Source organism: Streptomyces sp. NPDC041814, from assembly GCF_055590565.1.
The window spans coordinates 143,017-161,322 of the sequence record NZ_JBVJAM010000009.1; the positions used below are offsets into that span (position 1 = coordinate 143,017).

14 protein-coding genes are annotated in these 18,306 nt (G+C 71.7%); 9 read left to right on the top strand and 5 right to left on the bottom strand.

Translation table 11 applies throughout. The features are described 5' to 3' along the window. Window positions 1–76 precede the first annotated feature (76 nt). The 4 genes from ACZ6C6_RS23005 (at window position 77) to ACZ6C6_RS23020 (ending at window position 5,982) form a co-directional block, all read left to right on the top strand. Entirely contained in the window at window positions 77–667 is a 591-nt protein-coding gene (locus tag ACZ6C6_RS23005) for a DUF3090 domain-containing protein (RefSeq protein ID WP_143623319.1), read from the top strand. Continuing rightward, window positions 631–1,470: an SCO1664 family protein gene (locus ACZ6C6_RS23010; protein WP_469205145.1), complete on the top strand. Its 840-nt coding sequence runs from the start codon at window positions 631–633 to the stop codon at window positions 1,468–1,470. Before ACZ6C6_RS23005 ends, ACZ6C6_RS23010 begins: the two co-directional genes overlap by 37 nt. Before the next feature lie 109 nt (window positions 1,471–1,579). Beyond that, window positions 1,580–2,809, top strand: coding sequence for a cysteine--1-D-myo-inosityl 2-amino-2-deoxy-alpha-D-glucopyranoside ligase (gene mshC / locus ACZ6C6_RS23015; protein ID WP_469205146.1), 1,230 nt, complete (start codon window positions 1,580–1,582; stop codon window positions 2,807–2,809). Between the two features lie 122 nt (window positions 2,810–2,931). Continuing rightward, on the top strand, window positions 2,932–5,982 hold the full coding sequence (locus ACZ6C6_RS23020; RefSeq protein WP_469205147.1) for an NPCBM/NEW2 domain-containing protein: 3,051 nt from the start codon (window positions 2,932–2,934) through the stop codon (window positions 5,980–5,982). A 60-nt stretch (window positions 5,983–6,042) separates the two neighbouring features. Here ACZ6C6_RS23020 and ACZ6C6_RS23025 read toward each other — a convergent pair whose 3' ends face one another. Beyond that, entirely contained in the window at window positions 6,043–7,179 is a 1,137-nt protein-coding gene (locus tag ACZ6C6_RS23025) for a PAC2 family protein (RefSeq protein ID WP_469205148.1), read from the bottom strand. A gap of 231 nt (window positions 7,180–7,410) precedes the next feature. Between ACZ6C6_RS23025 and ACZ6C6_RS23030 the strand changes: the two genes are divergently transcribed. The 5 genes from ACZ6C6_RS23030 to ACZ6C6_RS23050 all read left to right on the top strand — a co-directional run bounded on the left by ACZ6C6_RS23030 (window position 7,411) and on the right by ACZ6C6_RS23050 (window position 13,203). Next, window positions 7,411–8,748, top strand: a complete 1,338-nt coding sequence (locus ACZ6C6_RS23030) for an enolase C-terminal domain-like protein (protein ID WP_469205149.1) — start codon at window positions 7,411–7,413, stop codon at window positions 8,746–8,748. Further along, entirely contained in the window at window positions 8,745–9,524 is a 780-nt protein-coding gene (locus ACZ6C6_RS23035) for an SDR family NAD(P)-dependent oxidoreductase (protein ID WP_469205150.1), read from the top strand. The genes ACZ6C6_RS23030 and ACZ6C6_RS23035 overlap by 4 nt, the downstream gene beginning before the upstream one ends. Before the next feature lie 63 nt (window positions 9,525–9,587). Continuing rightward, complete coding sequence (locus tag ACZ6C6_RS23040; RefSeq protein ID WP_469205151.1) at window positions 9,588–10,625, top strand: sugar ABC transporter substrate-binding protein; 1,038 nt, start codon at window positions 9,588–9,590, stop codon at window positions 10,623–10,625. 2 nt (window positions 10,626–10,627) lie between these two features. After that, on the top strand, window positions 10,628–12,148 hold the full coding sequence (locus ACZ6C6_RS23045; RefSeq protein ID WP_469205152.1) for a sugar ABC transporter ATP-binding protein: 1,521 nt from the start codon (window positions 10,628–10,630) through the stop codon (window positions 12,146–12,148). Then, a complete protein-coding gene (locus tag ACZ6C6_RS23050) occupies window positions 12,145–13,203 on the top strand; it encodes an ABC transporter permease (protein ID WP_469205153.1) in 1,059 nt (352 codons plus the stop codon). The genes ACZ6C6_RS23045 and ACZ6C6_RS23050 overlap by 4 nt, the downstream gene beginning before the upstream one ends. 105 nt (window positions 13,204–13,308) lie before the next feature. Here ACZ6C6_RS23050 and ACZ6C6_RS23055 read toward each other — a convergent pair whose 3' ends face one another. From ACZ6C6_RS23055 to ACZ6C6_RS23070, 4 genes are all read right to left on the bottom strand, one after another. Then, on the bottom strand, window positions 13,309–13,980 hold the full coding sequence (locus ACZ6C6_RS23055; RefSeq protein WP_469205154.1) for a FadR/GntR family transcriptional regulator: 672 nt from the start codon (window positions 13,978–13,980) through the stop codon (window positions 13,309–13,311). Between the two features lie 109 nt (window positions 13,981–14,089). Next, window positions 14,090–15,703, bottom strand: a complete 1,614-nt coding sequence (locus ACZ6C6_RS23060; protein WP_469205155.1) for a glycerol-3-phosphate dehydrogenase/oxidase — start codon at window positions 15,701–15,703, stop codon at window positions 14,090–14,092. Window positions 15,704–15,708: 5 nt separating this feature from the next. Further along, window positions 15,709–17,250, bottom strand: coding sequence for a glycerol kinase GlpK (gene glpK / locus ACZ6C6_RS23065; RefSeq protein WP_469205156.1), 1,542 nt, complete (start codon window positions 17,248–17,250; stop codon window positions 15,709–15,711). A 48-nt stretch (window positions 17,251–17,298) separates the two neighbouring features. Next, window positions 17,299–18,090 carry an MIP/aquaporin family protein gene (locus ACZ6C6_RS23070; RefSeq protein WP_469205157.1) on the bottom strand — a complete coding sequence of 264 codons (792 nt, stop codon included), beginning with the start codon at window positions 18,088–18,090 and terminating at the stop codon, window positions 17,299–17,301. Between the last annotated feature and the right edge of the window lie 216 nt (window positions 18,091–18,306).

Genomic DNA, 18,306 nt, shown 5'->3' on the forward strand with positions numbered 1-18,306 from the left:
GGTGGACGCGCCGTAGAACGCTTTCCGAGGCTCCGGCCCACCCCATCTGCCCGTCGACTCTCAAGGGAGACAGGACGTGTCCCGTCAGGTGTTCCTCTACGACCCCCCGGACCGCTTCGTGGCCGGCACGGTCGGGCTGCCTGGACGCCGTACGTTCTTCCTGCAGGCATCCTCAGGCGGACGTGTCACCAGCGTGGCCCTGGAGAAGACCCAGGTCGCCGCGCTCGCCGAGCGCGTGGACGAACTGCTGGACGAGGTCGTACGCCGCACCGGCGGGAACTCCCCGGTGCCCGCCGTCGCCCCGATGGACGTCACGGACACCGCGCCGCTCGACGTCCCCGTCGAGGAGGAGTTCCGCGTCGGCACCATGGCGCTCGCCTGGGACGGCGAGGAGCAGCGCATGATCGTCGAGGCGCAGGCCCTGGTCGAGCTGGACGCCGACTCCGTCGAGGACCTGGCCGAGGCCGAGGAGCGGCTGCTCCAGGACGAGGAGAACGGCCCGCCGATGCTCCGCGTCCGGCTCACCGGCGCCCAGGCCCGCGCCTTCGCCAAGCGTGCCCTGGACGTGGTGAACGCCGGCCGCCCGCCCTGTCCGCTGTGCAGCCTGCCGCTCGACCCGGAAGGACACGTATGCCCGCGCCAGAACGGATACCGCCGGGGCGCCTGACCGACGCCGAGCAGGCCGCCCTGCTGGCCGAGGGCGCGCTGACCGTCCTCGGGCAGGTCCGCGGCGCGTCCAACGCGGTGCTCTACTGCTCCGTCGCCCACGAGGGCGAGGAGGCGTACTGCGTGTACAAGCCCGTGGCCGGCGAGCAGCCGCTCTGGGACTTCCCCGACGGCACCCTCGCCCAGCGCGAGGTGGCCGCCTACGAGGTCTCCGAGGCCATGGGCTGGGGCCTGATCCCGCCGACCGTGCTGCGGGACGGGCCGTACGGCCAGGGCATGTGCCAGCTCTGGATCGAGGCCGAGGAGCCGGGCGAGGACGAGCCGGGGCTGCTCGCGCTGGTCGAGGACGAGGAGCCCGGCGAGGGCTGGAAGGCCGTCGCGTTCGCCGAGGTGGGGGAGGGGCGGACCGCGCTGCTCGTGCACGCGGACGACCCCCGGCTGCGGCGGCTCGCCGTCCTGGACGCCGTCATCAACAACGGCGACCGCAAGGGCGGCCACCTGCTGCCCGCGCCCGGCGGCCGGCTCTACGGCATCGACCACGGGGTGACCTTCAACGCCGACGACAAGCTGCGCACCCTGCTCTGGGGCTGGGCGGGCGAACCCCTGACCCCCGAGGCGGTCGAGGTGCTGGACCGACTGGCCGCCGACCTGGAGCCCGGGGCTCCGCTGCTCACCCGGCTGGCCGAACTCATCACGGCGGCCGAGATCGAGGCCCTGCGGGCCCGCGTGGCCGGACTGCGGACGACCGGGCTGCACCGGGAGCCCAGCGGTGAATGGCCCGCCATCCCCTGGCCGCCGGTCTGACGGCCGTCCGCCCCGATGCACGCCGGGCGCGGCGGCGCAAGAGTGCCTCTTCGGTCAGGATCACCCCTCCGGTTCGTATCCGGAAGCCGCATCCGGTTACGCTCGTGGCATGCATGCCTGGCCCGCTTCTGAGGTCCCCGCCCTGCCCGGCAAGGGCCGCGACCTTCGGATCCACGACACCGCGACCGGCGGACGGATCACCCTTGACCCCGGTCCCGTCGCCCGCATCTATGTCTGCGGCATCACGCCGTACGACGCGACCCACATGGGTCATGCGGCGACCTACAACGCGTTCGACCTCGTCCAACGCGTGTGGCTCGACACCAAGCGGCAGGTTCACTACGTCCAGAACGTGACGGACGTGGACGACCCGCTGCTGGAGCGGGCCGTGCGCGACGGACAGGACTGGACCGAGCTCGCGGAGCGCGAGACGGCTCTGTTCCGCGAGGACATGACCGCGCTCCGCATGCTCCCGCCCCGCCACTACATCGGGGCCGTCGAGGCGATACCCGGCATCGTGCCGCTCGTGGAACGGCTCCGCGACGCGGGCGCCGCCTACGAGCTCGACGGCGACATCTACTTCTCCGTCGACACCGACCCGCACTTCGGCGAGGTGTCGAACCTCGACGCCGAGGCCATGCGCCTGCTCTCCGCCGAACGCGGCGGCGACCCGGAGCGCCCCGGCAAGAAGAACCCGCTCGACCCCATGCTCTGGATGGCCGCCCGTGAGGGCGAGCCCAGCTGGGACGGCGGCTCCCTCGGCGCCGGGCGTCCCGGCTGGCACATCGAGTGCGTGGCCATCGCCCTGGACCACCTGGGCATGGGCTTCGACGTCCAGGGCGGCGGCTCCGACCTCGCCTTCCCGCACCACGAGATGGGCGCCTCGCACGCCCAGGTGCTCACCGGCGAGCACCCCTTCGCCCAGGCGTACGTGCACGCCGGCATGGTCGCTCTGGACGGCGAGAAGATGTCCAAGTCCAAGGGCAACCTCGTCTTCGTCTCCGCGCTCCGCCGCGAGGGTGTCGACCCGGCCGCGATCCGGCTGGCCCTGCTCGCCCACCACTACCGCTCCGACTGGGAGTGGACCGACCAGGTGCTCGCCGACGCCGTGGCCCGGCTCGGCCGCTGGCGCGCCGCCGTCTCCCGCCCCGACGGGGTGTCCGCGGACGCCCTGGTCGAGGAGGTCCGCGCGGCTCTCGCCGACGACCTGGACGCCCCGGCCGCGCTGGCCGCCGTCGACCGCTGGGCCGAGCGGCAGACCGCCGAGGGCGGTACGGACGAGGGGGCACCCGGCCTCGTCTCCCGTACCGTGGACGCCCTTCTCGGCGTGGCCCTGTAGCTCCTTCCCGTAACTCTCCGTCGTAGCAGCCGACTTCACCGGCCCCGGACTTCTTCATGAAGTTCGGGGCCGGTTCCGTTTTGTCCATGGTCAAATGCTCGGTGCTGCGCTAAAAGCGCTCTATGCAATCATCAACGCGCATCAGATCGGCGGTAGTTGCAGCGCTGCTGGGGCTCCTCGCCGTACTCACCGGACCGGGTGCCGCCCGCGCCGACGACGCGGCGGAGCCCGCCGGCACGACGGTCGGCGATCTCACCGGCTTCAAGGCCGACGGGGCCGTGTACCGCCTGACGGCGGGGGCGGCCCAGGCACGGGTCAGCTTCGTCTCCGAGGAGACCTTCCGCATCGAACTCGCCCCCGACGGCACCTTCGAGGACCCGGCCGGCGACGCCATCGTGCTTCCGCAGGGCACCCCGCCCCGCACCCGCTGGAAGGAGCGCGGCGACCGCTACGAGCTGTCCACCCGGAGCGTCACCCTCCGTGTCTACAAGTCGCCTTTGCGGTTCGCCCTGTACCGGGCCGACGGCAGCCGGGTCTGGTCCGAGGCGAAGGGGCTGAGCTGGGATGCCGAGCAGACCACCCAGACCCTCGCCCGGGGCGCCGACGAGCAGTTCTACGGCGCCGGCATGCAGAACGGGCGGGGCAACACCTCGCACCGGGGCAAGACCGTCGAGGTCGGCGTCGACTACAACTGGGACGACGGCGGCCACCCCAACTCGGTGCCGTTCTACCTCTCCTCGGCGGGCTACGGCGTCTTCCGCAACACCTTCGCGCCCGGCACCTACGCCTTCAACGACCCGGTGACCACCAGCGAGAAGGAGCGGCGCTTCGACGCGTACTACTTCGCCGGTGACAGCGCCAAGGACGTCATCGGCCAGTACACGCAGCTCACCGGCAAGCCGTTCCTGCCGCCCGTCTACGGCCTGGAGATGGGCGACTCCGACTGCTACCTGCACAACGCGAACCGAGGCGAGCGCCGGACCCTGGACGCCCTGAAGGTCGCCGACGGCTATGTCGACAACGACATGCCCAACGGCTGGATGCTGGTCAACGACGGCTACGGCTGCGGCTACGAGGACCTCGCCGAGACGGCGAAGGGCCTCAAGGACCGCGGCATGGAGCTCGGCCTGTGGACCGAGGACGGCATCGACGGTCTCGCGGACCAGGTGAAGGCCGGGCAGCGCGTCGCGAAGCTGGACGTCGCCTGGGTCGGCCCCGGCTACAAGTTCGCCCTGGACGGCTGCAAGGACGCCTACGCGGGCATCGAGGCCAACAGTGACGCGCGCGGCTTCACGTACGCCCCCGAGAGCTGGTCCGGCGCGCAGCGCTGCGGGGTCCAGTGGTCCGGCGACCAGTACGGCACCTGGGACTACATCCGCTGGCAGATCCCGACCTACGCGGGCGCCACGATGTCCGGCCTCGCCTACACCACGGGCGACGTGGACGGCATCTTCGGCGGCAGCGCCAAGACGTACACCCGTGATCTCCAGTGGAAGATGTTCCTGGGGACCACGATGACCATGGACGGCTGGGCGGCCAGCGACAAGCAGCCCTTCCGCTACGGCGAGCCCTACACCTCCGTCAACCGCGACTACCTCAAGCTCAAGGAGTCGCTGCTGCCCTACCAGTACTCCTACGCCCACGAGGCGACCGAGACCGGCGTCGGTATGGTCCGCCCGCTGGTCCTGGAGTACCCGGACGACCCGAAGGCCGCGACCGACGCCGCGAAGTACGAGTTCCTGTCGGGCGAGGACTTCCTCGTCGCCCCGGTCTACGAGGACAGCACCGAGCGCGACGGCATCTACCTGCCGAAGGGCACCTGGACCGACTACTGGACCGGGCGCACCTACCAGGGCCCCGTCACCCTCGACGACTACAGCGCCCCGCTGGACACCCTGCCGCTGTTCGTGAAGGGCGGGGCGAGCGTACCGATGTGGCCGGGCATCCGCTCGTACACCGACCGCACCGCCGACTCCCCGCTGGCCTGGGACATCTACCCGCAGGGCCGCTCCTCGTTCACGCTGTACGAGGACGACGGCGTGACCCGCGAGCACCGCGACGGCGCCTACGCCACGCAGACCGCCGACGTCCGCGCGCCCTCCCAGGGCCCGGGCGACGTGACCGTGGACATCGGCGCGAGCAAGGGCACGTACAAGGGCAAGCGGAGCAGCCGCCCGTACGAGTTCACCGTGCACACCGGCTCCGAGCCGAGCGCGGTCCAGCTGGGCGGCAAGCTGATCCGGCTCACCTCGGCCGCCGCGTACGCGAAGGCGGAGCAGGGCTGGTTCTACGACCGGGACGACCGGGGTGGCGTGGTGAAGATCAAGACCGCACCGCTGCCCACGGACCGCGCGTTCTCCGTGAAGCTGAAGAACGCCAGTGCGGTCGGCGGCCGGGACGCCGCCGCCACGGCCTCCGTCGCCGCCCCGCGCGGCCAGGAGGCCGGCGCGGGCGCCCCGAGCACCGTCGCCGTCGACGTGACGGCGGGCCGGGCGGACGTCACGGACGCGTCCGTCACGCTCGACGTCCCCGAGGACTGGCAGGCTGCCCCCGCCGCGCCCGTGCAGCGGATACCGGCGGGCACCACCCGCCGCGTCGAGATCCGGGTCACCCCGGCGAAGGACGCGAAGGCGGGGGAGGCGCGGCTGACCGCCCTCACCCGCTACCGGTCGGCGGGCGAGTCCCGCACCGCCGCCGGGCGGCTCGCGGTCTCCGTCATGCCGGCGCCGCCCACCGGCGAGACCTGGGCGAGCGACATGGAGTGGCTGACCGCGGTCAACGGCTACGGGCCCCCCGAACGCGACCGCAGCAACGGCGAGTCGGGCGCGGCCGACGGACACCCGCTCACGCTGGCCGGGAAGACGTACGAGAAGGGGATCGGCACCCACGCCGACTCCGACATCGAGGTCTACCTCGGCGGGCAGTGCTCCCGCTTCACCGCGGACGCCGGCATCGACGACGAGATCAACGGGTACGGCGAAGTCGCGTTCTCCGTCGAGGCGGACGGCAAGGTGCTGTGGACCTCGCCGAAGGTGACCGGGGCGTCGGAGACCGTACCGGTCGATGTGGCGCTCGACGGGGCACGGCACGTGCGCCTGAAGGTCACGGACACCAACGGGTCCAAGACCGGCGACCACGGCGACTGGGGCGCGGCGCGCTTCAGCTGCTCCTGAGTGGCGGTCACCCAGCACAGGAGCCGGGCGGGTTCGCACCCGCCCGGCTCCGTGCCGCGCTCAGTCCTGCGACGGGGGGCCGTCGGACCCGCCGCCGTCCGGGCCGTCACTGTCCGGCTCGTCGTCGTGCGCCCCGGCCGGGCCGCCGTCCGCGTCCGAGGCCGGGTCGCCCGGCCCGTCGGCAGGTGGCCGGCCCGCCCCCGGACGGCCCGGTCGGCCAGGCCCCTCCGGTTGGGCCGGACCGCCCGGCTGGCCGGGCCCCGGCTTGGGCGGTCTCGTCCGGCCGCTCGACGTGTCCCGGAGGTACGTCGCGTCGCCGCTCTCCGTGGCGTGGCCGCCGGGCGGCTGTCCGGAGCCCGGTTCGCGGCGCCGCAGATAGCGCTCGAACTCGCGGGCGATGGCTTCGCCGCTCGCCTCGGGCAGCTCGGCGGTGTCCCGCGCCTCCTCAAGGGTCTGCACGTACTCGGCCACCTCGGTGTCCTCGGCGGCCAGTTGGTCGACCCCGAGCTGCCAGGCGCGCGCGTCCTCCGGCAGTTCGCCGAGCGGGATGCGCAGCCCGAGCAGGTCCTCCAGGCGGTTCAGCAGGGCCAGCGTCGCCTTGGGGTTGGGCGGCTGCGACACGTAGTGCGGCACCGCCGCCCACAGGCTCACCGCGGGCACCCCGGCATGCGTGCACGCTTCCTGCAGGATGCCGACGATGCCGGTCGGGCCCTCGTACCTGGTCTCCTCCAGGTCCATGGTGCGGGCCAGGTCCGGGTCGGACGTCACCCCGCTGACCGGGACCGGGCGGGTGTGCGGGGTGTCGCCGAGCAGCGCACCGAGCACCACCACCATCTCGACGCCCAGTTCGTGCGCGAAGCCCAGGAGTTCGTTGCAGAACGAACGCCAGCGCATGGACGGTTCGATGCCCCGGACCAGCACGAGATCGCGCGGCTTGTCCCCGCCGACGCGGACCACGGAGAGCCGGGTCGTCGGCCAGGTGATCTTGCGTACCCCGTTGTCCAGCCACACCGTCGGGCGGTTGACCTGGAAGTCGTAGTAGTCCTCGGCGTCCAGCGCCGCGAACACCTCGCCCTTCCACTCCCGGTCCAGATGCGCGACCGCTGTGGAGGCGGCGTCACCGGCGTCGTTCCACCCCTCGAACGCGGCCACCATGACCGGGTCGATCAGCTCGGGCACGCCCTCGAGCTCGATCACCCCAGCCTCCTTCCGAAGTTCCCTTGCGTACGGACCAACCTTACGGCCTGCGGCCTCCCGGACCGCAGCCCCCGTGTACGACCGGGCGGCCGCCCGAAGCGGCAGCGCACCCCGGATACATCCGAGCTGTCAGTGGAAATTCACGCTTCTCTCTGGACTTGCGCCCTCAGAGGCGGCTATACATCGGATGACCGGAACAGAGGTCCGATGTTATTTCCCCGGGGGGCGCGCATGAGTCAGACCGTCACGGATTTCGAGGTCCACGACATCCGTTTTCCGACCTCGGAGCAACTGGACGGCTCGGACGCCATGAACCCCGACCCCGACTACTCGGCCGCCTACGTCGTCCTGCGCACCGACGCCGCCGACGCGGACGGCGAGCCCGTCGAGGGCCATGGCTTCTGCTTCACCATCGGCCGCGGCAACGAGATCATGGCCGCCGCGATCGAGGCACTGCGCCCCTATCTGACCGGGCGCCCCGTGCCCCGGACGGCGGACGCGCTCGGCGCCCTGTACCGGGACCTCACGCACGACTCGCAGCTCCGCTGGCTGGGCCCCGAGAAGGGCGTGATGCACATGGCGGCCGGGGCGGTGGTCAACGCCGCCTGGGACCTGGCGGCCAAGCTGGCGGGCAGACCCGTCTGGCAGTTCCTGGCCGGGATGACCCCGGAGGAGCTGGTCTCCCTCGTGGACTTCCGCTACCTCACCGACGCCCTCACCCCCGACGAGGCGCTGGCCATCCTGCGCGCCGCCGAACCGGGGCGCGCCGAACGCGCCGCCCGGCTGCGCGCCGAGGGCTACCCCGCGTACACCACCTCGCCCGGCTGGCTCGGCTACTCCGACGACAAGCTGGTCCGGCTCGCCAAACAGGCCGTCGCCGACGGCTTCACCCAGATCAAGCTCAAGGTCGGCGGCCGGGTCGAGGACGACGTCCGCCGCATGGCGCTCGCCCGTGAGGCCGTCGGACCCGGCGTCCGGATCGCCGTGGACGCCAACCAGCGCTGGGACGTCGCCGACGCCGTCGCCTGGATGACCGCGCTCGCCCCGTACGACCCGCACTGGATCGAGGAGCCCACCAGCCCCGACGACGTACTCGGCCACGCCGCCGTCCGCGCCGGACAGCCGGTCAAGGTCGCCACCGGCGAACACGTCGCCAACCGGGTCGTGTTCAAGCAGCTCCTCCAGGCCGGGGCCGTCGACTTCGTCCAGATCGACGCCGCACGCGTCGCCGGTGTCAACGAGAACCTGGCGATCCTGCTGCTCGCCGCCAAGTACGGCGTCCCGGTCTGCCCGCACGCGGGCGGCGTCGGGCTCTGCGAACTCGTCCAGCACCTCTCGATGTTCGACTACGTGGCCGTCTCCGGCACCCGCGAGGACCGGGTGATCGAGTACGTCGACCACCTCCACGAGCACTTCACCGACCCCACCGTCATCCAGAACGGCCGCTACACCGCCCCGGAGGCCCCCGGCTTCTCGGCCAGGATGCGCCCCGAGTCCATCGCCGCACACCGCTACCCGCAGGGCCCCGTCTGGCAGGCCCGGCGCCACGACAAGGAGGAGAGCCGATGACCGGCACACGCGACTTCGAGGGGATGAACGCCCTGGTGACCGGCGGCGCCTCCGGTATCGGGGCCGCCGTCACCACCCTGCTCCTGGAGCGCGGAGCCCAGGTCGCCGTCCTCGACCGCGACACCTCCGGAGCGCCCCGGGGTGCCCTCGCCGTCGAGGCCGACGTCACCGACGACGCCGCCGTGCGTGCCGGGGTGGACCGGGCAGCCGCCGCCATGGGCTCCCTGCACACCCTCGTGTCCAACGCGGGCATCGGCGCCATCGGCACCGTCACGGACAACGACGACGCCGAGTGGGCCCGGGTCCTCGACATCAACGTCCTCGGCATGGTCCGCGCCGCCCGGCACGCCCTGCCGCACCTGCGCCGCGCGACTGCCGAGCGCCCCGGAGCCGTATCCATCACGCACACCTGTTCCATCGCCGCGACCGCCGGGCTGCCCCAGCGCGCCCTGTACAGCGCGAGCAAGGGCGCCGTCCTCGCGCTCACCCTCGCCATGGCCGCCGACCACGTCCGTGAGGGCGTCCGCGTCAACTGCGTCAACCCCGGCACCGCCGACACGCCGTGGGTCGGCCGCCTCCTCGACCAGGCGGAGGACCCGGTCGCCGAACGCGCCGCGCTGAACGCCCGGCAGCCGCTGGGCCGGCTGGTCTCCGCCGACGAGGTGGCCGCCGCGATCGTCTACCTCGCGAGCCCCGCCGCGGCTTCCGTGACGGGCGCGGCCCTGGCCGTCGACGGCGGGATGCAGGGCCTGCGCCTGCGCCCCGCCGGCAGCTGAACCCGCACCTTCGCCACGCCCACCCGGGTCCGAGCCGCGACCCCACACAGGAACGGGACACCAATGAGAGTGCGTACGACGAGTGCGGCAGCCTGTGCCGTACTGCTGGCCGTCACCGCCCTCGCGGGCTGCAACCGCGAATCGTCGGACGGCGGCGCGGGCAGCGGCAAGGTCGGCATCGACCTGCCGCGCAGCGACAGCGACTTCTGGAACTCGTACCAGAACTACATCAAGAAGGGCGTCAAGGCCGGCGAGGTCTCCGCGCTCCCGCTGACCAACTCGCAGAACGACATCGGCAAGCTCGTCGCCAACGTCCAGACCTTCACCGACCAGGGCGCCAAGGCCGTCGTGATGGCCCCGCAGGACACCGGTGCGATAGCCGAATCGCTCAACACGCTCAACGAGAAGAAGATCCCCGTCGTCAGCGTCGACACCCGCCCGGACAAGGGCGACATCTACATGGTGGTGCGCGCCGACAACAAGGCGTACGGCACCAACGCCTGCAAGTACCTCGGGGAGCAGCTGAAGGGCAAGGGCAAGGTGGCCGAGTTCCAGGGCGACCTGTCCTCCATCAACGGCCGCGACCGCTCCGAGGCGTTCAAGGCGTGCATGGACAAGGACTACCCGGGCATCGAGGTGTTCGAGCTGGCCACCGACTGGAAGGGCGACGTCGCCTCCGCGAAGCTCCAGTCCACGCTGGCCGCCCACCCCGACATCAACGGCATCTACATGCAGGCCGGCGGCGTCTTCCTGCAGCCCACCCTGGCGCTCCTGGAGCAGAAGAAACTGCTCAAGCCCGCCGGTACGGAGGGCCACATCACCATCATCTCCAACGACGGCATCCCGGAGGAGTTCGACGCCATCCGGGCCGGGAAGATCGACGCCACCATCTCGCAGCCCGCCGACCTGTACGCGAAGTACGCGCTGTACTACGCGAAGGCGGCCCTCGACGGCAAGACCTTCAAGGAGGGCCCCACCGACCACGACTCCACGATCATCAAGATCCCCAACGGCTACGAGGACCAGCTCCCCGCGCCCCTGGTGACCAAGGAGAACGTGGACGACCCGAAGCTGTGGGCCAACCAGCTGGAGAAGAAGTAGCCATGCACCAGGCCGCACCACCACCCGCCGTACAGGCGGAAGGCGTCGTCAAGCGCTTCGGGCCGACCGTGGCGCTCGACGGCGTGAAGCTGACCGTGCGGCCCGGCGAGTCCCACGCGCTCGTCGGCCGCAACGGCGCCGGCAAATCGACGCTGGTCGGCGTCCTCACCGGCCTCCACAAGGCGGACGCCGGCACCGTCACCTTCGGCGGCGAGCCCGCCCCCGCCTTCGGGGACACCACGGCCTGGCAGTCCAGGGTCGCCTGCGTCTACCAGAAGTCCATGGTCGTCCCCGACCTCACCGTCGCCGAGAACCTCTTCCTCAACCGGTTCGAGGAGAACGCCCGCTGGATCAGCTGGGGCAGGCTGCGCAAGCGGGCCGAACGGCTGCTCGCCGCGTACGGCGTCGAGGTCGACCCGGACACCAGGGCGCGCGATCTCGCGGTCGAGCAGCGGCAGTTCGTGGAGATCGCCCGCGCCCTGTCCTTCGGCGCCCGGCTCATCGTCCTGGACGAGCCGACCGCCCAGCTCGACGCCCGGGGCATCGCGCGGCTCTTCGCCAAGCTCCGCGAACTCCAGGCCCAGGGCGTGGCGTTCCTCTTCATCTCGCACCACCTCCAGGAGGTGTACGAGCTGTGCACCGCGGTCACCGTCTACCGCGACGCCCGCCACGTCCTGACCGCGCCCGTCGCCGAGGTCGGCAAGGAGGACCTGGTCGCCGCCATGACCGGCGAGCGGGCGGCCGGTGCCACCGCCTGGCACGCGGCCGGTGACACGGCGCCCGACCCCTCCGCGGAACCCGTCCTGAGCACCGAACGGCTGAGCCTCGCGGGCCGGTTCGAGCCCCTCGACCTCCAGGTGCGCCCCGGCGAGGTGCTGGGCCTGGCGGGCGCCGCCGCCAGCGGCAACACCGCCGTCGGCGAGGTGCTGGCCGGCATGCGCAGGGCGGGCGGCGGCACGGTCCGGGTGCGGGGCAGGGCCGTACGGGCGGGCAGCGTGCCGGACGCGCTGGCCGCCGGGATCGGCTACATCCCGGAGGACCGGCACGACCAGGGCCTCGTCCCGGAGCGCAGCGTCGCGGAGAACGCCACGCTGACGGTCGCCGACCAGCTCGGCCCCTGGGGGACCGTGCTGCCCTCCCGCACCAGGCAGTTCGCCCGGTCCATGATCGACTCGCTGGACATCAAGACCCAGGGCCCCGAGCAGCCCGTCTCCGGGCTCTCCGGCGGCAACCAGCAGAAGGTCGTCGTCGCCCGCGCGCTGGCCCGCGACCCCAGCGTGCTCGTGGCGGTCCGGCCCACGGCGGGCGTGGACGTCAAGTCGAAGGACGCGCTCCTCGGAGTCGTACGCCGGGTCGCCGACGCGGGCAACGCGGCCGTCGTCGTCTCGGACGAACTGGACGACCTGCGGGTCTGCGACCGGGTTCTCGCCCTCTTCCACGGGCGGGTCGTCGCAACGTTCGACAGCGGGTGGACCGACGGGGAGCTCGTCGCCGCCATGGAAGGTGTGGGGGAGAGGGAATGACCGGCACGGTACGGCCGTCCGCGGCCGAGGACGTCGACACGGCGCTGAAGGTGAAGGGCTCCCCGGCCGGGGACACCCCGCTGAGCAGGCTCAAGCTGATCCGGTGGAGCGACTTCTCGCTGGTGCCGGTGATCCTGGTGCTGATGCTGATCGGCTTCATCGTCTCGCCGGTCTTCCTGACCTCCGACAACCTGATCAGCGTCGTCCAGCAGTCCTCCGAGCTGAGCCTGCTCGTCCTCGGCCAGGCGCTGATCCTCATCTGCGGCCGGATGGACCTCTCGCTTGAGTCCACGATCGGCATCGCGCCGGTCGTCGCCATGTGGCTGGTGCTGCCCCCGGACGGCGGCCGCTTCGCCGGCCTCGGGGTGCTCCCCTCCTGGTCCGCGATCCCGCTCTGCCTGCTGGTCGGGCTGGCGGTCGGCGCCGTGAACGGCTTCCTGATGCTGAAGCTCCGGGTCAACGGCTTCATCGCCACGCTCGGCATGCTCACGATGCTGCGCGGCCTCCACATCGGCATCACCGAGGGCAAGTCCATCACCGATGTGCCGGAGTCCTTCCGCTACCTCGGCAAGAGCGAGTGGTTCGGGGTCCCGGCCGCCGTCTGGATCTGCCTGGTCCTCTTCGCGGCCGGCGGCGCGGCGCTCGCCTGGCTGCGCCACGGACGCGCGCTGTACGCGATCGGCGGCAACCCGGAAGCGGCCCGCGCGGCCGGCATCCGCGTCGACCGCGTCACCTGGACCGTCCTCGCCATCGGCGGCCTGCTCGCGGCCTTCGCCGGCATCCTCTACACCGGCCACTACGGTGCGGTCGCGGCCACCCAGGGCGACGGCTGGATCTTCCAGGTGTTCGCCGCCGCGGTGATCGGCGGCATCAGCCTCAAGGGCGGCCGCGGCACGCTCTTCGGCGCCCTCACCGGCGTACTGACGCTCCAACTCGTCGTCAACGTCATGACCCTGGGCGGCGTCCCGGCCCTCTGGAACCAGTTCCTGAACGGCGCGATCATCATCGTCGCCCTGGTCATCTCCCGCTTCGCGAGCGGCGAGAAGCAGGACTGAACCCTTTGGTCCTCAAGCGCCGGACGGGCTTCTTCGGCCCGTCCGGCGTCTTTCAAGCCCCTCCGGCGTTTGAGGAGCGGGGTCCGGGGCAGAGCCCCGAAGCGGTCACAACGTAGACCGCAGCCACTGCTCCACACTCGCCACATGCACCGTGGCCCACGCCCGCGCAGCCTCCGCGTCCCGGTCCCGCAGCGCCCCCAGAATCGCCCGGTGCTCATGCAGCGTCCGGCTCACCGCGTCCTCCTGCGTCAGCCCACGCCATACCCGCGCCCGCGTCGTCGGCCCCGAGAGCCCGTCCAGCAGCGAGCAGAGCACCGAGTTCCCGGACGCCTGGACGATGCCCCGGTGGAAGTCCAGGTCACAGGCGACCAGCTCCTCCACCGACGGATGTTCGCCCAGCGCGTCGAGCTGCGCGCTCAGCGCGTCCAGCTCCTCCTCGCCGATCCGGCCCGCCGCCATCGCGGTCGCGGCGGGCTCCAGGATCCGGCGCACCGCCAGGAACTCCAGCACGGTGTCGTCCCGGTGGAAGTCCACGACGAAGCTCAGCGCTTCGAGCAGCAGCTGGGGGTCCAGGCTCGTCACGTACGTGCCGTCGCCCTGGCGGACGTCGAGAATGCGGATCAGCGACAGGGCGCGCACCGCCTCCCGCAGCGAGTTGCGGGAAAGCCCCAGCTCCGAGGCGAGTTCGCTCTCCTTGGGGAGACGATCGCCGGGCCGTAGCGCACCCGAGACGATCATTCCCTTGATCTTCTCGATGGCCTCGTCGGTGACAGCCATGGGCGACCTCCAGACATCCGATGTATCGCCCCTATTATGCGGCCACGACGAAGGCCGGTACGACCGTCGGACCGCCTCGCGGTCCGCCGGCCGCCCGGCCCGTCCGCGCTCAGCCCCGCCGCTCGCCGAGCACCTTCTCCACCCCGGCCCGCACCTCGTCGGTCGCCAGGCCCCGGATCGTCAGCGTCGTCCGCCGCCGCAGCACGTCGTCCGCCGTCTCGGCCCACTCGTGGTCCCGGGCGTAGGCGACCTGCGCCCAGACCTCCGGCGCGTCCGGGTGGATCCGCTCGGCCAGCGCCGGGTCCTCGTTGGCCATCCGCGCGATGTCGAAGGCCAGCGAACCGTAGTGCGTGGCCAGATGGCGTGCGGTGTCGGCGGCCATCCGGGGACCGGGCGTCCCGCCGTCAACCAGCAGCCGGTGCGCCACCGCGTTCGGGCTGGCGATCCCGGGCAGCGGCAGCTTCCTGGGCAGCCGGGACATCGGTTCCATGTCCTCCGCCAGCGGGTGCCCGGGCAGCGCGGCGAGCTTGTTCATCACCGTACGGCCGATGTGGCGGAAGGTCGTCCACTTGCCGCCGGCCACCGACAGCATCCCGCCCCGGCCCTCCGTCACGACCGTCTCGCGCTTGGCCTTCGAGGTGTCGCCGGGCCCGCCGGGCAGCACCCGCAGACCGGCGAAGGAGTACGTGATCAGGTCCCGGGAGAGCTGCTGGTCGCGTACCGAGAACGCGGCCTCGTCCAGGATCTGCGCGGTGTCCTTCTCGGTCACCGCGACATCCGCCGGGTCGCCCTCGTACTCCTCGTCCGTCGTGCCCAGCAGCAGCATGTCCTCCCAGGGCAGGGCGAACGTGATGCGGTACTTGTCGATCGGCGTGGCCAGCGCGGCCTTCCACGGCCGGGTCCGCTTCAGCACCAGGTGGGCGCCCTTGGACAGGCGTATGGAGGGCGCCGCGTTCGGGTCCTCCATCTTCCGCAGGTGGTCCACCCACGGCCCGGTCGCGTTCAGCACCAGCCGGGCGGTCACCCCGAACTCCGTACCGTCCATGGAGTCCCGCAGCTCCGCGCCCGTCACCCGGCCCCGGGTGAACCGCAGCCCGGTCACCGCCGCGTGGTTGAGGACCACCGCGCCCGCGTCCACGGCCGCGCGCACCGTCATCAGCGCCATCCGCGCGTCGTTCATCTGGTCGTCGCCGTAGACCGCGACCGCCCGCAGGTTCTCGGTACGCAGCTCCGGCACATCGCGCGCCGCCCGCGCCGGGCTGATCACATGGCCGACACCGTCGCCGAAGGCGGACAGCGCCGAGTAGGCGAAGACACCCGCGCCGAGCTTCGCCGCGCCGTGCGGCCCGCCCTTGTAGACCGGCAGGTAGAAGGTGAGCGGGTTGGCCAGGTGCGGGGCGACCTGGCGGGAGACCGCACGGCGCTCGAAGTGGTTCTCCGCCACCAGCTTCACCGCACCGGTCTGGAGGTAGCGCAGACCGCCGTGCAGCAGCTTGGAGGAGGCGGAGGAGGTGGCGCCGGCGAAGTCGCCGGCGTCCACCAGGGCCACCCGCAGTCCGGACTGCGCGGCGTGCCAGGCGGTGGAGATGCCCAGGATGCCGCCGCCGATCACCAGGAGGTCGTACGTCGCCTTGGAGAGCTGCTCCCGGGTCTCGGCACGGCTCGGAAGTGAGCCGGAGGCCGGACGCGTCCCGAGTGCGGGGACGCTCTGCAGGGTGGTCATGTTCTCTACTCCTCGTCGTCCAGCCAGCCCATGGTGCGTTCCACGGCCTTGAGCCAGCTCTTGTACTCGCGGGCGCGGGTGTCCGCGTCCATGCGGGGGGTCCACTCGGCGGCGCGGCGCCAGTTGGCGCGCAGCGCGTCGGTGTCCGGCCAGAAGCCGACGGCCAGGCCGGCGGCGTAGGCGGCGCCGAGGCAGGTGGTCTCGGCGACCATCGGCCGCACCACGGGCGCGTCCAGGAAGTCGGCGAGCGTCTGCATCAGCAGGTTGTTGGAGGTCATGCCGCCGTCGACCTTCAGCGCGGTCAGCTCGACGCCGGAGTCCTTGGTCATGGCGTCGCTGATCTCACGCGTCTGCCAGGCGGTGGCCTCAAGCACGGCACGGGCGATGTGCGCCTTGGTGACGTAGCGGGTGAGACCGGCGATGACACCGCGTGCGTCGGGGCGCCAGTACGGGGCGAAGAGGCCGGAGAACGCGGGCACGAAGTACGCGCCGCCGTTGTCCTCCACCGAGGAGGCCAGGGTCTCGATCTCGGCGGCGGACTGGATCAGCCCCATCTGGTCGCGCATCCACTGGACCAGCGAACCGGTGACGGCGATCGACCCCTCCAGGGCGTACACCGCCTTCTGGTCGCCGATCCGGTAACCGACGGTCGTCAGCAGCCCGTTGTAGGAGTTGACGGGCGTGTCGCCGGTGTTGATCAGCATGAAGGTGCCGGTGCCGTACGTGGACTTGGCCTCGCCCTCGGAGAAGCAGGTCTGGCCGAACAGCGCCGCCTGCTGGTCGCCCAGCGCGGAGGCCACCGGCACCCCGTCGAGCACGCCGCCCTTGGTGGTGCCGTAGACCTCGGAGGAGGACCGGATCTCGGGCAGCACGGCCATGGGCACGCCGATGGACGAACAGATCTTCTCGTCCCACTGCATGGTGTGCAGGTTCATCAGGAGGGTCCGCGAGGCGTTGGTGACGTCGGTGACGTGGACGCCGCCGTCGGTGCCGCCGGTCAGGTTCCAGATGACCCAGGAGTCCATCGTGCCGAAGAGGATGTCGCCGCGCTCGGCCCGCTCGCGCAGCCCCTCGACGTGGTCGAGCAGCCAGCGCGCCTTGGGCCCGGCGAAGTACGAGGAGAGCGGCAGCCCGGTCTCGCGGCGGAAGCGGTCCGGGCCGACGTTGCGCCCGAGCTCCTTGCAGAGCGCGTCCGTACGGGTGTCCTGCCAGACGATGGCGTTGTGGACGGGCTCACCGGTGTTCTTGTCCCACAGCAGGGTCGTCTCGCGCTGGTTGGTGATGCCGATCGCCTTGACGTCGGCGGCGGTGATGCCCGCCTTGGAGATCGCCCCGGCGACGACTTCCTGGACGTTCGCCCAGATTTCGGCCGCGTCGTGTTCGACCCAGCCGGGCTTGGGAAAGATCTGCTCGTGCTCCTTCTGGTCGACGGAGACGATCCGCCCGTCCTTGTCGAAGACGATGCAGCGGCTGGAGGTCGTGCCTTGGTCGATGGCCGCGATGAACGGCCCGGCGCCGTGGCTGCCGGTGGTGTGTGCGTCGGTCACGGTGTGCTCCCGGAGGTCTGTGCGGTGTGGTGTGAGGGCGGACACGGCCTAGGCGAACGCGAGGTTGTAGAGGCCGCCCGCGAGTGCGCCGCCGATCAGCGGGCCGACGACGGGGACCCATGCGTAGCCCCAGTCGGAGCCGCCCTTGTTCGGCAGCGGAAGCAGCGCGTGCACGATACGCGGACCGAGGTCGCGGACCGGGTTGATCGCGTAGCCCGTCGGCCCGCCGAGCGACAGGCCGATGCCGACGACGACCAGGGCGGTGATCAGCGCGCCCAGCGTGCCGAGCCCGTTGCCGTCGGCGTTGAGGCCCTGGGTGAGGATGGCCAGGACCAGCACGACCGTGGCGATGACCTCGGTGAGGACGTTCTGCACCGCGTTCCGGATCTCGGGGCCCGTCGAGAAGACGCCGAGGACCGGTCCCGCCTCGGGGGCCGCGGCCTGGTCGACCATGCCCTCCTCACCCGAATGGGCGCGCAGGATCTCCGGGTCGGTCAGATGCGCCCGGAACTGCCCGTAGTAGGTGAGCCAGACCAGCACCGCGCCGATCATCGCGCCGAGCAGTTCGGAGGCGAGGTAGAGCGGTACGTCGCTCCACTCGGTGCCGCCCTCGATGGCCAGGCCGATGGTGACGGCCGGGTTGAGATGAGCCCCCGACACGCCGCCGGCGAGATACGCGCCGGTCAGTACCGCGAAGCCCCACCCGAAGGTGATGGCGACCCAGCCGGCGTTCTGCGCCTTCGAGTGCTTGAGCGTGACGGCGGCACAGACACCGCCGCCGAGCAGGATGAGCACGGCGGTACCGATGGTCTCGCCGATGAAGATGTCGGAGCTGGACACCCGCGACTCCTTTGTCCTTCGTCCAGGAAGCCGAACCCCGGGTCCCACCGGTGGTCCGCGCCCTCGTGTGAGGGCTTGGCCGGCCCCTGGGGGGTGTCTTGCCGACCACGGCCCAGGCCGTGGTCGGGGCCGGGACCCCCCCCCCACCGCAAACCCACACAGCCTAAAACATTGTGTTTGGTGACATGGCCGCCGGGTGAAGGGCGGGTTAGTCCC

What these genes read in the sequence shown, in the direction of transcription:
- ACZ6C6_RS23010 (WP_469205145.1), top strand. Translation starts at nt 631, where the DNA reads ATGCCCGCGCCAGAACGGATACCGCCGGGGCGCCTGACCGACGCCGAG.
- mshC (WP_469205146.1), top strand. Translation starts at nt 1,580, where the DNA reads ATGCATGCCTGGCCCGCTTCTGAGGTCCCCGCCCTGCCCGGCAAGGGC.
- ACZ6C6_RS23020 (WP_469205147.1), top strand. Translation starts at nt 2,932, where the DNA reads ATGCAATCATCAACGCGCATCAGATCGGCGGTAGTTGCAGCGCTGCTG.
- ACZ6C6_RS23030 (WP_469205149.1), top strand. Translation starts at nt 7,411, where the DNA reads ATGAGTCAGACCGTCACGGATTTCGAGGTCCACGACATCCGTTTTCCG.
- ACZ6C6_RS23035 (WP_469205150.1), top strand. Translation starts at nt 8,745, where the DNA reads ATGACCGGCACACGCGACTTCGAGGGGATGAACGCCCTGGTGACCGGC.
- ACZ6C6_RS23040 (WP_469205151.1), top strand. Translation starts at nt 9,588, where the DNA reads ATGAGAGTGCGTACGACGAGTGCGGCAGCCTGTGCCGTACTGCTGGCC.
- ACZ6C6_RS23045 (WP_469205152.1), top strand. Translation starts at nt 10,628, where the DNA reads ATGCACCAGGCCGCACCACCACCCGCCGTACAGGCGGAAGGCGTCGTC.
- ACZ6C6_RS23050 (WP_469205153.1), top strand. Translation starts at nt 12,145, where the DNA reads ATGACCGGCACGGTACGGCCGTCCGCGGCCGAGGACGTCGACACGGCG.
- ACZ6C6_RS23055 (WP_469205154.1), bottom strand. Translation starts at nt 13,980, where the DNA reads ATGGCTGTCACCGACGAGGCCATCGAGAAGATCAAGGGAATGATCGTC.
- ACZ6C6_RS23060 (WP_469205155.1), bottom strand. Translation starts at nt 15,703, where the DNA reads ATGACCACCCTGCAGAGCGTCCCCGCACTCGGGACGCGTCCGGCCTCC.